20 protein-coding genes are annotated in these 14,326 nt (G+C 30.4%); 2 read left to right on the top strand and 18 right to left on the bottom strand.

Annotation, left to right across the window (positions count from 1 at the left end):
- The 12 genes from AC5SLZ_RS01355 to AC5SLZ_RS01300 form a co-directional block, all read right to left on the bottom strand.
- Positions 1-708 carry an ABC transporter ATP-binding protein gene (locus tag AC5SLZ_RS01355; RefSeq protein WP_028036403.1) on the bottom strand — a complete coding sequence of 236 codons (708 nt, stop codon included), beginning with the start codon at positions 706-708 and terminating at the stop codon, positions 1-3.
- Entirely contained in the window at positions 708-1,502 is a 795-nt protein-coding gene (locus AC5SLZ_RS01350) for an ABC transporter ATP-binding protein (RefSeq protein ID WP_028036402.1), read from the bottom strand. The genes AC5SLZ_RS01355 and AC5SLZ_RS01350 overlap by 1 nt, the downstream gene beginning before the upstream one ends.
- A gap of 6 nt (positions 1,503-1,508) precedes the next feature.
- Positions 1,509-2,276 (bottom strand): pyrroline-5-carboxylate reductase, encoded by a 768-nt coding sequence (locus AC5SLZ_RS01345; RefSeq protein ID WP_494615842.1) that lies wholly within the window; start codon positions 2,274-2,276, stop codon positions 1,509-1,511.
- 33 nt (positions 2,277-2,309) lie between these two features.
- Positions 2,310-3,221: a glutarate dioxygenase GlaH gene (glaH, locus tag AC5SLZ_RS01340; RefSeq protein ID WP_028036400.1), complete on the bottom strand. Its 912-nt coding sequence runs from the start codon at positions 3,219-3,221 to the stop codon at positions 2,310-2,312.
- Positions 3,221-3,544 carry an AzlD domain-containing protein gene (locus tag AC5SLZ_RS01335; protein ID WP_028036399.1) on the bottom strand — a complete coding sequence of 108 codons (324 nt, stop codon included), beginning with the start codon at positions 3,542-3,544 and terminating at the stop codon, positions 3,221-3,223. Before AC5SLZ_RS01335 ends, glaH begins: the two co-directional genes overlap by 1 nt.
- Positions 3,534-4,238, bottom strand: coding sequence for an AzlC family ABC transporter permease (locus tag AC5SLZ_RS01330; RefSeq protein ID WP_028036398.1), 705 nt, complete (start codon positions 4,236-4,238; stop codon positions 3,534-3,536). The genes AC5SLZ_RS01335 and AC5SLZ_RS01330 overlap by 11 nt, the downstream gene beginning before the upstream one ends.
- Complete coding sequence (locus tag AC5SLZ_RS01325; protein WP_028036397.1) at positions 4,238-5,023, bottom strand: ABC transporter ATP-binding protein; 786 nt, start codon at positions 5,021-5,023, stop codon at positions 4,238-4,240. The genes AC5SLZ_RS01330 and AC5SLZ_RS01325 overlap by 1 nt, the downstream gene beginning before the upstream one ends.
- On the bottom strand, positions 5,023-5,763 hold the full coding sequence (locus tag AC5SLZ_RS01320) for an ABC transporter ATP-binding protein (protein ID WP_494615840.1): 741 nt from the start codon (positions 5,761-5,763) through the stop codon (positions 5,023-5,025). Before AC5SLZ_RS01320 ends, AC5SLZ_RS01325 begins: the two co-directional genes overlap by 1 nt.
- A complete protein-coding gene (locus AC5SLZ_RS01315; RefSeq protein ID WP_494615839.1) occupies positions 5,760-6,812 on the bottom strand; it encodes a branched-chain amino acid ABC transporter permease in 1,053 nt (350 codons plus the stop codon). Before AC5SLZ_RS01315 ends, AC5SLZ_RS01320 begins: the two co-directional genes overlap by 4 nt.
- Positions 6,809-7,702 carry a branched-chain amino acid ABC transporter permease gene (locus tag AC5SLZ_RS01310; RefSeq protein WP_028036394.1) on the bottom strand — a complete coding sequence of 298 codons (894 nt, stop codon included), beginning with the start codon at positions 7,700-7,702 and terminating at the stop codon, positions 6,809-6,811. Before AC5SLZ_RS01310 ends, AC5SLZ_RS01315 begins: the two co-directional genes overlap by 4 nt.
- 88 nt (positions 7,703-7,790) lie before the next feature.
- Positions 7,791-9,026: an amino acid ABC transporter substrate-binding protein gene (locus AC5SLZ_RS01305; protein ID WP_028036393.1), complete on the bottom strand. Its 1,236-nt coding sequence runs from the start codon at positions 9,024-9,026 to the stop codon at positions 7,791-7,793.
- 91 nt (positions 9,027-9,117) lie between these two features.
- A complete protein-coding gene (locus AC5SLZ_RS01300; protein WP_494615836.1) occupies positions 9,118-9,639 on the bottom strand; it encodes a LysE family translocator in 522 nt (173 codons plus the stop codon).
- Between the two features lie 213 nt (positions 9,640-9,852).
- Between AC5SLZ_RS01300 and AC5SLZ_RS01295 the strand changes: the two genes are divergently transcribed.
- On the top strand, positions 9,853-10,149 hold the full coding sequence (locus AC5SLZ_RS01295) for a TIGR03643 family protein (protein ID WP_028036391.1): 297 nt from the start codon (positions 9,853-9,855) through the stop codon (positions 10,147-10,149).
- Between the two features lie 3 nt (positions 10,150-10,152).
- The gene (gene grxC, locus AC5SLZ_RS01290) at positions 10,153-10,407 is read left to right on the top strand and encodes a glutaredoxin 3 (RefSeq protein WP_028036390.1); all 255 of its coding nucleotides are present in this window, start codon (positions 10,153-10,155) and stop codon (positions 10,405-10,407) included.
- Here the strand turns inward: grxC and AC5SLZ_RS01285 are convergent.
- The 6 genes from AC5SLZ_RS01285 to AC5SLZ_RS01260 form a co-directional block, all read right to left on the bottom strand.
- Positions 10,399-10,740: a hypothetical protein gene (locus AC5SLZ_RS01285; protein WP_028036389.1), complete on the bottom strand. Its 342-nt coding sequence runs from the start codon at positions 10,738-10,740 to the stop codon at positions 10,399-10,401. The genes grxC and AC5SLZ_RS01285 overlap by 9 nt on opposite strands.
- A 1-nt stretch (position 10,741) precedes the next feature.
- Entirely contained in the window at positions 10,742-11,116 is a 375-nt protein-coding gene (gene msrB, locus AC5SLZ_RS01280) for a peptide-methionine (R)-S-oxide reductase MsrB (RefSeq protein ID WP_028036388.1), read from the bottom strand.
- A 3-nt stretch (positions 11,117-11,119) separates the two neighbouring features.
- Positions 11,120-12,013: a histone deacetylase family protein gene (locus AC5SLZ_RS01275; protein ID WP_028036387.1), complete on the bottom strand. Its 894-nt coding sequence runs from the start codon at positions 12,011-12,013 to the stop codon at positions 11,120-11,122.
- Complete coding sequence (locus AC5SLZ_RS01270; protein WP_494615835.1) at positions 12,013-12,966, bottom strand: D-2-hydroxyacid dehydrogenase family protein; 954 nt, start codon at positions 12,964-12,966, stop codon at positions 12,013-12,015. The genes AC5SLZ_RS01275 and AC5SLZ_RS01270 overlap by 1 nt, the downstream gene beginning before the upstream one ends.
- On the bottom strand, positions 12,959-13,873 hold the full coding sequence (locus AC5SLZ_RS01265; protein ID WP_494615833.1) for a DMT family transporter: 915 nt from the start codon (positions 13,871-13,873) through the stop codon (positions 12,959-12,961). The genes AC5SLZ_RS01270 and AC5SLZ_RS01265 overlap by 8 nt, the downstream gene beginning before the upstream one ends.
- Positions 13,874-13,952: 79 nt before the next feature.
- On the bottom strand, positions 13,953-14,249 hold the full coding sequence (locus AC5SLZ_RS01260; protein WP_494615832.1) for a hypothetical protein: 297 nt from the start codon (positions 14,247-14,249) through the stop codon (positions 13,953-13,955).
- Positions 14,250-14,326: the final 77 nt, after the last annotated feature.

The raw sequence follows: 14,326 nt of genomic DNA, 5'->3' as shown, positions 1-14,326 counted from the left end.
TTATCCTCCCAAAAAAGAGCTTCTTACTCTTGGGTCGTTTAATAATTCTTGACCAGTACCTGAATATTTATTTTCTCCAGTCACAAGCACATACCCTCTATCAGAAATATTTAGTGCTTGTTTCGCGTTTTGCTCAACCATTAAAATTGCAACATTTGTTCTCTTTACTTTAATAATATGATCAAATAATTCATCCATAACTATTGGTGAAACTCCAGCAGTAGGCTCATCTAGCATTAATACTGATGGTTTGATCATCAATGCTCTTCCAAGTGCAACTTGTTGTCTTTGACCACCAGATAATTCTCCCACTAACTGATTTCTTTTTTCTTTTAATATAGGAAATAGATCATAAATTTCCTCAATAACATTTTGAAAGTTATCATCTCTTAGATAGGCTCCCATTTCTAAATTCTCTTCAACAGTCATTCCAGCAAAAACATTTTTTGTTTGTGGTACAAATGAAATTCCAGCTTTAACTCTTTCTTGTGGAGAAAGTTTTGAGATATCTTTTCCATCAATTACTACAGAGCCAGATTTAAGATTTAATAAACCAAGCATAGCTTTCATTGCTGTTGATTTTCCAGCCCCATTAGGACCAAGAATTGAAACTATTTCCCCTCTATTCACATCAACTGAACAAGAGTTAATAATATCTGGGCCATTGCCATAACCCCCTGTCATTTTTATACCTTCAAAAAATGCCATTAATTTTCATCCTTTAATTTTGATCCTCTTCCCAAATAACTTTCTATAACTTTTTCATCTTTTTTAACTTCATCAGCAGTTCCTTCAAATAAAACAGAGCCCTCTGCCATTACAATTACAGGATCACATAATCTACTTATAAAATCCATATCATGTTCAATCATACAAAACGTATATCCTTGTTCTTTATTTAACTTAAGGATCGCAGTGCCTAGGTCTTTAAGCAAAGTTCTATTAACTCCTGCTCCCACCTCATCAAGCAATACTAATTTTGCATCCACCATCATAGTTCTTCCAAGCTCAAGTAATTTTTTTTGACCCCCTGATAAATTTCCAGCTAATTCATTTGATAAATGGGTAAGATTTAAGAAATCAACTACGTCCTGAGCTTTTTGTTTTACAGCTAATTCTTCCGTTCTAACTAAACTTGGTTTTAATAAAGCTGTCATTAATTTTTCACCTGATTGATTTGCTGGAACCATCATTAGGTTTTCTAAAACTGACAAATTTGTAAACTCATGCGCTATTTGAAATGTTCTTAAAATACCTTTGGAAAATAATTCATATGAAGGAACATCTGTTACATCTTCATTATTAAACAAAACTTTTCCTTGTGAAGATTTTAAATTTCCAGCAATTAAATTAAATAAAGTAGTTTTCCCAGATCCATTAGGTCCAATAATTCCTGTGATGGAACCCTTCTTAATTTTTAAAGAACAATCTGAAACTGCCGCTAACCCTCCAAAATATTTAGATAGATTTTCGATTTGTAAAATATCCTGTTGTTGATCCATAAAATTTTATTTATTTAATCTTTTATGTATACTATTGAGAGTTTTCTCTAAAGATTTATAAAAACCGGCTTTTGTTAGCTCTTTAACACCTTGCTCATTTAATCCTTTAGGAGTTTGAGACTCTTTTACTAAATATTTTAGGTCTTTTTTTGAGTTAACAACAGCGTCTTCTGATAAAGCCAAAAATAAAGAAGTTATATATTTTTGCGCATTGTTTCTTTTAACTCCTCTTTTAACCAGCCAGTCTGTCATTGAACTTAACAATTGATAAAAAGGTGCCATCATTCCAGATGTTGACCAGAAATTAATTGAAGATTTTTCATTTTTTATTTCAACAGTTGTTCCAACTTTATCAAAGAATGCTTTAACTTTTTTATTAGGAGGACAAATAGGTACTGGTCCTTTTTTTAATGAAATTGGTGGCAAAGGAATAGCTCTTACAATTTTTGCTTTAACTTTTATTGCTTTTTTTAACTGAGATAAAGTTATTGTAGAAATAAAACTAATTATAGTTTGTGTTGATTTAAATTTTAATTCTTTGATTATTTTATCTCCTACCGTAGGTGTAACTGATAAAAATACCCAATCACACTTATCAACTATTTGCTGATTATCTTTAGCAATAACTACTTTTCTAAATTTTTGTTTTAAATTGTTAGCAATACTTTTATTTCTTGGTGAAATTATAATTTTGTTAAATGAAATTTTAGATGTGCAAATACCTGTGATTACTGATGATGCTATTTTGCCAGTACCTATAAATCCTAAATTCATAAATTTTGGTTACTTTATATTGATTATATTGAATTAATTAATAAAAAAAGAGCCTCTAATTCTTAACAATTCTCTACTTAATTCTTCATTTTCTTTGAAAGGTTTTCTTCCATGAAGCCAGAAGTAGTTATTAGCAATTATTACAGATCCAACAGGTAATTTGGTAATAGTTTTGTTTTTACTTTCCTCTAAGCCATCTGACAATCTTTGTAAAAAATTACCTTGTTCCATATTTTTTGGCTCAGGAAATTGATCTATGTAAGAAATAGTAGGTTTACCATCAGCGTCAGAAGAAAATACTGGATGCTCTACTTTATAGTTTATATTTTTACTTTTTGGTGAGCCCCAAATAAAACTCTGTTTACCAATAGGGTCATTATATAAATCTTCACAATGTTCCCAATCATCAAGGTGTAACATTGCTGTTTCTCCACCTTCTACATTCTGTTCATCAATTTTAGTCATTAATAACCAGTCTGTAACTTCTTTGACATAAGTTCCGTCTGTATGAAGATCCATATTTGTATAAGCTTTTCTTAAATATGAGTCGCTTTTATCCTCATGCTTAACAGTAAATCTTGCATAATATTTTCCAGCCATAGAGTCATGATTTGGAATTCCAATCAAATGAGCAATTGCAGTAGATAGTTTAACTAGAAAATTGCCATTAATTTTTGATGTGATATTTTTTGGACCAATTACAAAACATCCTTTAGATCTATCCCTAATTATAGAATTCATTAATTTGCTTAATTTATTATCTGTCAAATCATCAAAACTTTTTGCAATAGTAAACCGTGTAAAAGGTTTCAGCTCTAGTGCTGTTAAATCAAATTTATTGAAAGGAAAAATTAGTTTTTCAATAATTTCATTTTCTATTTCAATCTTAATTATTCTTTTTGAATTATCGAGTTCTGAAATTGATAGACCGGCAATTTTTTCCATTATAAGTACTCGCTTAGTAATGCCATTATGATAGCAGAAATTACTGTTGGATAAACAAAATTTCTTTTAGATATAAAAAATATAAATAAACAAAATAATACCACTATTGCTCTACTTAAATAGCTTGCATCAGACAACACTCCAACTGGAAAAATAATTGTTCTAGCAATCAAAGCAGCTAATGTTGAATAAGCCAAACAATTAAACCATCTAAATAATTTTGACGTTTCTTTTATTCCTTCTGAAGAAACTGCTCCTAAGAATCTAGAAGAAAAAGTTGCTAATGATGTTACTAAGATCGCAAGAACAACATTAATTGACATTTAGCTCTCCTATAAAATATGCAATAGTCCCACCTACAAGTCCACCAAGTAAAATTGACCATTCTGGAGACAAAAAATAAAATATTGGTCCTAACAATAAACCTAAAATTACTGAGGCTCCTATTTGGATAGTCTTCATTGCTCCTACCATCATACATAAAAAATAAATCGGATTTAGAATTGCTAGACCGATCATTATGTTTTTATCCAAATAATCAGATGCATAGAAACCAATAAATGTACCAATTACAGCTGTAGTCCATGTTGCTGAGCCAATTCCAATCCAAAAATCTATTCTATGTTTTTTTTCAATATTTTTGTAATTGCTTTTCATTATTAGCCATGCTGAGACTGCAATAAAATGACAGGAGAAATAGTATTTCCATTTTGGTTGGCTTTTGTGCATCATTAATGGGAATAAAGAAACAGTCATTGGGTATAATCGAGCATTAACAAACCAGACAGCTAAAAATATATTCAATAAAGATGCCCCAACCAACAATGACTCGGCCATTACCAGAGAACCAGGCAAAGCATAAGTAAGCATTGTAGAAAAAATACTTTCTTGAATATTAAATCCTAAATTTTTAAGAAGAGCTCCAATTGCAATAAAACAACAACCAAGTGCTATGGCTGGGCTATCAGGAGCTAAAATGGATTTAAAACCTTTAAAGAAAAATTCTTTATTAATCATTAGCCACCAAGGAATAGTCTACCAACATCAGGATTACTTAATAATTCATCACCTTTTCCAGCAATAGCTGTTTGGCCTGAAACTAAAACGTAACCTATATCAGCAAATTCTAAACCTTTTTTAGCATTTTGTTCTACAAGAATAATTGTTTTTTTTTCATTTTGTTGAAGATCTTTTAGAATTTCAAAAACCATGTCAATGTATCTAGGTTCTAAACCAATTGATGGTTCATCAACTAATAATACTGATGGCTTCATTACCAAAGCTCTTGATATTTCTAACAATCTTCTTTCACCACCAGATAAAACTTTTGCTGGTTGATTTCTTCGGTTTCTCAATCTTTCATACTTTTCAAAAATCTTTTCCGCCTCTTCGTAAGACTCATCAGTTTTGTCTTTAATATACCCACCCATTAATAAATTTTCTTCCACTGTCATATCTGGAAATACAGAATTATCTTGAAGAATATAAGCTACCCCTACTGACTTTAGTTTTTCAGCTGGTGATAAATTGGTAATTTCTTTTCCATCTATTTCTATTTGGCCGGAAAAAATATTTGTAAATCCGTATATCGAATGAAGTATTGTAGATTTACCTGCACCATTTGGTCCAATCAAACATAGGGACTGCGCCTTGTTAACAAACAAATCAAAATTATGTAAAATTTCCATTTTACCATAACCTGCATTTAAATTTTTAATTGTTAGGTGAACTTCATTTGGAGATAATTTTTTTAAATCATCTGGAGTTGGTGCTTTCCCTAATACTTCGTATTGATTTGACATTATTGTGCTCCCAAATAAGCATCAATTACACGCTTATCATTTTTAATTTCATCTGGAGGTCCATTAGCTAACATTTTTCCATGAGCTAAACAAAAAATATCTTCAGCTAATTGCATGATCACCCTCATATTGTGCTCAATAACTAAAAGAGTGATACCAAAGTCTTGATTTACTTTAATTAATCTATCTATAATTCCATTTATTAAAGTTGGATTTATTCCAGCTGTAGGCTCATCTAATAAAAGCATTTCTGGCTCATTCATTAAAGCCATTGCAAGCTCTAATAATTTTTGTTGTCCAAACGACAAATCTCCTGCTCTCAGTTTTCTTTTTTGATAAAGACCAACGAAGCTTAATAAATTTTCTGCTTTATCTGTTAAATCTTTAGGAATTTTAGAAAATATCGTAATTAAACTTTCATCGCTTCCTTTATGACTGATTAACATATTGTCTATACAATTTAATTTTCCATAAATTCTTGTTTGTTGAAATGTTCTAAGCAAACCAAGTTTTGCTATAACTGGAACTGGTAATTCAGATACTTCTTTGTTATTAAATTTAATTGACCCAGTATCAATAGGATAAGTTCCAACAATTGAGTTAAATAGAGTTGTTTTACCTGATCCGTTCGGTCCAATTAAACCAACAATTTTTCCTTTTTCAACTGACATCGAAACATCAACATTAGCTTTTACACCACCAAAAGATTTGCTGACATTATTTACTTCTAAAATACTCACTTTAATTCTACCTGTGCTTTACGATCAGCTTCATCTACGACTTCACCAAATCTCTCTGGATACTTTTCTCTAAGCCATCCCATCAATCCTTCTGGGAAATAAATTACAATTACAACGATCAGCACACCTAACGCAACATACTGCCATCCTAAAAAATAAGTCCAGAAACCTTCTTTAAATAAGTGAAATAAAGTTGCACCAATAACAGGTCCCCATAGCGTTCCTTTGCCTCCAAGTATTGCCATTAAAACCATGAACACACCCATTTCTCTTCCATCAAACGCAACATCTGTTGAGTCAATATAACCAACTAATCCTCCCATGATCCCACCAGCTAAACCACAGAAGAAAGCTGATATCATCCAACCAATGATTTTATATTTCATTGTTTGGATACCCATCGCTTCAGCTTTGTCCTCATTGTCTCTTATTGCATTAAGTACCAATCTAAACCTGGTTGAGTAAACTGATTTTACTACAACAAAAGTTAACACTAGAACTATAAAGCTTAGAAAATAAAAAAATTGTCCTCTTGATTCTAAACTTCCAATTTCAGGAAACGGAGGCGTTGTGAAACCTTGTCCTGCTCCTATAATTTCTATACCACCAGAAATTTCACCCGCAGCTACACCAAGACCCAATGTACAAATTGCAAAATAATGTCCTCTAAGTCCTAAAATTGCATAACCAATTAAACCAGCAACTATCGCTGGTATAATTGCTGCTGCTAAAAGCCCAAATGCCATACCTTGAAAAAATTGCGTAGGTGTATGCACAAAAGTTTTTTCTCCACCACTTTCTGTCCATTCTGCTAATGGAAAAAACATACCTACTTGAACAGAGGCACAAATATACATTCCAAGACCATAAAAAAGAATATTTCCAAAAGAATTATAACCCATTTCACCACCTTGGATATTCCAAGTTAATGCTAAAACAATTAATATACAAAGAATTGATAATTGAACTTTAAATGCTGGAAGCATAAAAGGTGCAAGAACTCCAAAAATTAATATTGCAGCATATAGAATGATATTATTATTTTTCATTTTAAATACTCTCTTTTTTTAGAAAGCTTAAATCTTCGATAAACTAAAATTAAAACTAATAATAAAAATACCGAGCCTATTCTAAATTCAGTTCCAAGAATATAATCAGCAAATTCTTCAAACATTCCTAAACCCATCCCCGAAACTGCCACTCCTGGTAAATTTCCTAATCCAGCAATAATAACAATCATGAAAGATCTAATTGTATAAGGTAAACCCATATAAGGGTGAATTGTGAATGTAATAGCAACTAATGCACCTGCTACACCACAAAGTGCAGCATTAATTCCAAATGTTGCTGCATAAACTTTTTCTGTATCAACGCCTAAAATCTTTGCTGCTCTTGCATTTTGAGCAGTAGCTCTAATTGCTCGACCTAGCTTTGATTTTTTCATATAAACAACAAGCCCTATTGCAAAAATAATACTTATAAGTGCTGAAAATAATTTAGAATTTGGAAGTGTAACTGAATTATTAAATAACATTGTTGTTCCAAATTCAGAATTTGCAAGAACGACATCTGCACCAAATGCAAAGTTCATTAACTGCATGAATAGTATGCTAATTCCAAATGTAGCAAGTATTGAAATGAATAAATCTCTATCTACAACTTTATTAATCACTAATTTGTAAAGACCCACACCTACAAAATACATTATGGCTGGAGCTACTATTACGCCTAAAGCTGGGTGTATCCCCGAAAGGTACATAAAATAAGTAATGTAGCCCCCAAGAATTACTAAATCTCCTTGTGCAATATTTATTATGTTCATCACTCCCCATTGAAGAGCCATTCCATAAGCTATAAGTGCAAACAAAATTCCAAGCAATATTCCGTCTAATGAAGCTTGAACCATTAAAATTGGTACCTGAAATATAAGTAGATCCATAAACTTTGCTGAAACTTTCTAAATAAATTTTAAAACTTATTATATAAAAACGCTCCCTATTGCTAGGGAGCATTTTACATATTAGTTATTATCTTTTAGACCAAGAAGGTATTGGATGGATTAACTCAGCTGAAGCCCATTTAGTTGGAGCAACAACTTTGTTTTCACATTTATCCCCATCACACATTACTTGGAATAACACCATTGGCTTATCAACATTTTGACCACCTTCTGCAAATTTTATGTTTCCGTAAAAAGTTTGCATATCAGTAGCTGCAAGAGCATCTCTAACTTTTACTTTGTCAAATGAGTTAGCTCTTTCAAATGCATCTTTAAAAACCAATAAAGCTGCTGAAGACTCAGCTGCTTGATAAGGTGGCGCATAATCAAATAATTTTTTAAAGTCAGCATCATAAGTCATACCATCTTTAAAAAAATTATCTTTGTAGGTTAATGTTTTATGCCATTGTGAAGCACATAATGCATACTGTGAATTTTTACCATGTTGTTTTGATAATTTCGCAGCATCACAGTGTGTCATTGCAAGCATTGGTACATCAACTTTCATTTCAGCAATTTGTCTAACAGCTGTTAAGGCGCCTTTGGTGTGACCTGAAACTACAAGAACATCTGGTTTAACAGCTTTTACTTTTGCTAAAGTTGCTGCCATATCATTTAGTTCTTTTGGTAACTTGTCATCTATTACCTTTTTTGAACCTGTTCTTTTGATTGCTTCTAAAACACCTAATCTAACGTCTTGAGAAAAAGCATCTTGCTCAAAAGCCATTGCAACTGAAACTGGTTTACCACCATTTTTTTCAACTGCTAAATCTATGGCTACATCAAGATATAAGTTTGCTGGTGCAAGGACCGCAAACAGATATTTGTAACCTTTAGTAAATAAAGATCTAGATGCACCATTTGCTTCAACCATTGGAACACCATATTTCTCTGTTACCGGAGCGATCGCTTTTGTTAAACCTGAACTATATGGTCCAAGCATATATTCAACACCATCTTGTGAGATTAATCTTTCTGCAAGTTGAGCTGCTCTCTTAGGGTTTGACTCATCATCATAATAAATGATTTCAAACTTATAAGTTTTTCCACCAACTTTAACACCACCCATGCTGTTAATTCTATCAACGGCCATGTTGTAACCGTTTTGAGTATGAACACCATTAGATGAATATTTACCAGTTAATGAAATAGCAGATCCTAAAACTATCTTGTCACCTACAACCTTTGCAAAAGAAGTGGTTGATGAAGATAATAAAATTGCTAATGCAGAAATAAAACTTAAGATTATTTTATTTAATTTCATTTTTATTTCCTATTGTTAATAATTAATTAATAGTTAATTTAATAAAGAAATTAGCGTTATTGCAAGTGTCAATAAAGACCCGCTGAATAAGTTAATATTGCTGTGTTACAACAATAATACCTGCAATGATTACTAAAACACTCGCAGAAATTGTATTAATAGTTTTTGGGTTTGCTTTTATCCATTTAATTAATTTTTGCGCAAGTAAAGCATAAGCAATTAAAGATAAAAAATCTAAGACAACATAAGTTGTGATCAAAATTATAAATTGAACAAAATAATTTGAATTAAAATCAATAAATTGGGGGAAAATTAATGGAAAAAACATCCAAGCCTTTGGACTTGTACCTGCAACCAAAAACCCATCTTTAAAAAAAGAAAAAAAACTTTTTGAATTAATATTTTTAGAATTAATATCTTTTGGCTTAGAATTATAAAGATCATAAGCTAAATATAAAATGTAAGTTACTCCAATCCATTTAAATGCATTAAGCAAAGCTGAGTTTTCTGAAAAAAAAGAACCAATTACAAAAATTACTAAAGTTGCTTGAATAATATTAGCAGTAACATCTCCAAGAGCGGTCCAGATACACTTTTGAATTCCATAATTCATAGAATAGGAAATGATTACTATCCGTGGTGTTCCAGGAGTAATAAACAAAAAAAGAATTATTTGAAGAAATAGAAAATAATTTAAGGGGTACATTTTAAGGAAGATAGTCCAAAAAAACCGGGAGCTAAAGATGGCTAAGATGGACTATCAAGACCTATAATATCATGCTCTAAAAAAAATGCATTAATCATTTTTTTCAAATATAAAGGATTTATGAAAAAAAAAGGTCACACCCCCATCACAAGAGTTAAGAATCCTGAGCCAGCAGTTAATGACCCGGATTGGATTATTTGGGCTGCCTGGGCAGATAGGATTACCTTTGAGGAAATAGAAAAAAAAACTGGAAAGACAGAGTCTGAAGTAATTAAAATTATGCGAAGATCTGTAAAACCTGCTTCATTTAGATTGTGGAGAAAAAGAGTTAATCAAAAAAGTATTAAACATAGAAAAAAGTTTGAGTACTCTAGAAAAGAAATAGCTAGTAAAATCAAAAAGAATGACTATCTATAACCCATGAAATCAGTAACTATTTATACAGGTCCTCTTTGCAACTTCTGTGATGCAGCAAAAAGATTATTAACTAGAAACAACATTGAATATAAAGAAATTGATATTTCTAGTGTTGACGGTGCCATGGATGAAATGATTAAAAGAGCTAACGGTAAAAGAACTATTCCTCAAATCTTTTTTGATGATCAGCACATTGGTGGATACGACGAAACAAGAGCACTAGAAAAAGAAAATAAATTGCAAGATCTTTTAAAATAATACGTAATAAATTACCCACAAAATTAAAGTATATTCAAAAAAATTTTTAAAAGACTCTATTTTTTTTTTATCAAATGTTTGATTTATATATTTTTTGGAAAAATAAAAACTGATATTTACCAAAACAAAACCAATAATAATTCCATAAATTGTTAATTTGATTGAAAAATTTTTATATCCAAAATAACAAGCTGCAATCAAAGTAAGCCAGGAAATATTACTAATAAAAATCTTAAAAATTATTCCAGCTTTTTTGCTAAAAATTGATTGAGTTTTTATAATTGAGTATGACCAAATAATACCAACTAAAAAGCTAATATACTTAATAATCATTTTATATTTTTGGTTTAAAAACTAAACAAACTCCATTGTTGCAGTATCTTTTGCCTGTGGGGTTTGGACCATCTTCGAATATGTGTCCATGATGTCCTCCACATTTTTTACAATGGTACTCAGTTCTTGCATAACCTAAGTGATGATCTGTTTTAGTTTCAAACACTTCTGGTAAAGACTCATAAAATGAAGGCCAACCAGATCCACTTTCATATTTGGTATTTGAATCAAATAATTTTTCTCCACAGTTAGTGCAGTGATAACTTCCTTCTCTTTTTTCATGATTAAGCTCACTAGTACCAGCCATTTCTGTTCCATCTTCAAATAAAACGAGTTTTTGTTCAGCTGTTAAGTTTGGATTAATTTTTTTTGTCATAAACTAAATCAATTTAGCACATGATTGATGTAATATAGAATGTAATTCTACTAATTTATTGAAATCTTTATTATACCCTCCTCCTAAAACACCACAGATTGGTATTCTTTTTGAAGAAAAATTTTCAATTACTAATTCGTCCCTTTGTTTTACTCCTTCATCTGAAACTTTTAATTTACCCAATCGATCATTAAAATGAATATCAACACCTGCTATATAAAAAACAAAGTCAAAGTTTTCATTATTAAGTTCATTTAAATAAAATTTAAGTGTCTTTATATAAGCATCATCTTCTAGATTATCTTCAAGTTCGACATCCAGATCGCTTATTGCTTTTTTTGCAGGATAATTAGTTTTTGAATGCATACTAAAAGTAAAGACATGCCTATTATCTTTAAAAATTTCAGAATTTCCATTTCCTTGATGAACATCTAAATCAACAATCAAAATTCTATTGGCAAACCCTCTATCCAATAAATAATGAGCAGCAACCGCCACATCATTAAAAACACAATAACCAGCACCACCATTGTAATTTGCATGATGGCTGCCTCCAGCAGTGTTGCATGCAACTCCATAATTTAGAGCAAGTTTTGAAGCCAAAACAGTTCCTCCAGTTGCTACTAATGATCTTTGAACAACACTATCTACCAATGGAAAACCAATTTTTTTAATTCCATTTTTATCTAAAGTTTTATTTTTGATATCATTAATATAATTTTCTGAATGAGCTCTATTCAAAGTTTCAAAAGAACAAGCAGTAGGATTATGAAATTTTTTTACTACTTTTTGATTAATTAAGTATTTAGCAAGTTCACCGAATTTATTAATTGGAAACTTGTGATCATCTCCAATTTGTGCAACATAATCTTTGTGATTAACTACAGGTAGCTCCATTATTTTTCAATAACACGAATAGGCTTATCATTTACACAAGCCTCTAAATCTTCAATCATCTGAGTATAAAAAATACTATAATTTTCAGCAGTCACATAACCAATATGAGGAGTAAGTAATGCATTAGGTAAAAATCTTAATTTATTTCCTTCTGGCAAAGGTTCTTTCTCGTAAACATCAATTCCAGCTCCCATAATTACATTGGTTGATAAAGCAATTATCAAATCATCTTCATTTACAATGGGTCCACGTGATGTATTAATTAGAAAAGCTGTCTTCTTCATTTGATCAAACTCTTTAATGGTAATACAATCTTTGTAACGATCTCCACCTTGAACATGGATTGAAATATAATCAGATGTTTTAATTAAATCTTCTTTACTACAAGGCAGTACATTTAAATCTTTACATTTATCTAAATCCAAATTTTCACTCCAAGCCATTACTTGCATCCCAAAAGCATTTGCAATTTTTGCAACTTGTGAACCTACTCTACCCAGGCCAATTAAGCCGATAATTTTACCTTTTAATTCAAAACCAACAGTAGTTTGCCAGTATCCTTGGTACATATTATCAATTTCAGTTTTTAAATTTTTAGATAAACCTAAAATTAAAGCCCACGTAAGTTCACACGTTGGATTAAAATTAATTTCAGTTCCACAAACTACAATTTTTCTTTTTTTTGCAGCCTCTAAATCAATGGCTTTATTTCTAGAACCGCTGGTGATGATATATTTAAGGTCATTCAAATTATCGATTAAATTTTTAGTAATCGGTGTTCTTTCACGCATGATTAATAAGGCTTCAAAATCAGCTAATTGCTCAATTGCATCCGCCTCATCTTCAAAAGGCTCACTAAAAATTTTAAATTCATATTTTCCAGATAATTTTTTTAGGTCCACAAATTCTTGTGAAACGTTTTGATAATCATCTAATATTGCAACTTTAAGCATTTGTAATTTTTTTGTTTGATAAAAACAAACCTAATATAATTAAAACTGATCCAATGAAATGAAAAAATAAAAATTTTTCATTAAAAAATATCATTGCAAATATTGTACTAAATAATGGGATTAATGATAAAAAAATTCCTGCTCTATTAGCACCTATAATTGAAACTGCACCAGCCCAACAATAATAAGACCCAATACTTGGAAAAATAGCTACATAAATTAGAATTAAAAAAAGGTTGTTATTAATCTCAACAATTTGACCCTGCATCATTTCAAAAATAAAAGCTGGAAATAAAAGAATTAACCCAAAGGAACAAATAATTTGCACAAGCGCTAATAAAGATATTTCAAAATTTCTTTTCTTTAAAGATGCTGAATAAATTCCCCAAGCAGTAATTGCAATTAACATATAAATATCACCTTTATTAAAATTTAAAGTAAGTAAAATATTTAAATCTAATCTTGTTATAATTACTAAAATTCCAATCATAGAAATAAATAATCCAGAAAGTTGAAAAATATTTGTTTTTTCTATTTTAAGCATAAAGCAAACTAAAATTATCATTGCGGGGATTGCAGTATTAAAAAGAGAGGCATTAATTACTTGGGTGTGCGCTAAAGCATTATAGGTAAATGCTGAAAAAACTCCAACACTACTAAAACCTAAAATAAAAAATAAAGTTAAATTTTTAGATATTTCACTTTTTAATTTTATGATCTCTTTATAGGTAAAAGGAAATAATATTAGCCAAACTAAAAGCCATCTTAGAAAAGATAATGTATATGGAGGTATATTTTCAATAAAAGCAAATTTTCCAATCGTGAAATTTCCAGCCCAAAATAATGTTGCAAAAAATAAATAAAAATATGCTTTGAAGTTTTGAGAACGAATAGGATTAGAATTCATCTAACCAAGTTAACAAACTATTAATTTTAAAACACTATAAATATAATATCTTATTATAAGTTTATTATGATTTTTTACTTTATTGATTTTCTACTAAGTGACAATCAAAGTCACCATAATCGTTAAAAAAAACACCATCAAGTTCATTGCTGTTTACTAAAGAACAATCTAAAGGTTGATCCAGAGATTGTACCATGTGTTCACTAACATTTTTTCCAGTTTTATGTTTAACTCCTGTGTTAAAAACACCTGACATTACCGCGCTACCAACGCTTCCTGTTGAAACAAAAGTTAATGTGGGTCCAAGAAAAGCTACGTCTTGAGTACATCCTGTAAGAAGTATTAAAAAAAGAATGGTGCTAATTTTTTTAATCATAATGCTGACTAATATATGGATATTAAATAAAAAAAATAAAAATTTTAGTTTTTTGATTAACTTATGTGCTCATTTTG

This window comes from Candidatus Pelagibacter sp. PS_06, assembly GCF_059418045.1.
The sequence above is the reverse complement of the archived record's forward strand: the minus strand, read 5'-3'. Positions and strand labels throughout refer to the sequence as shown.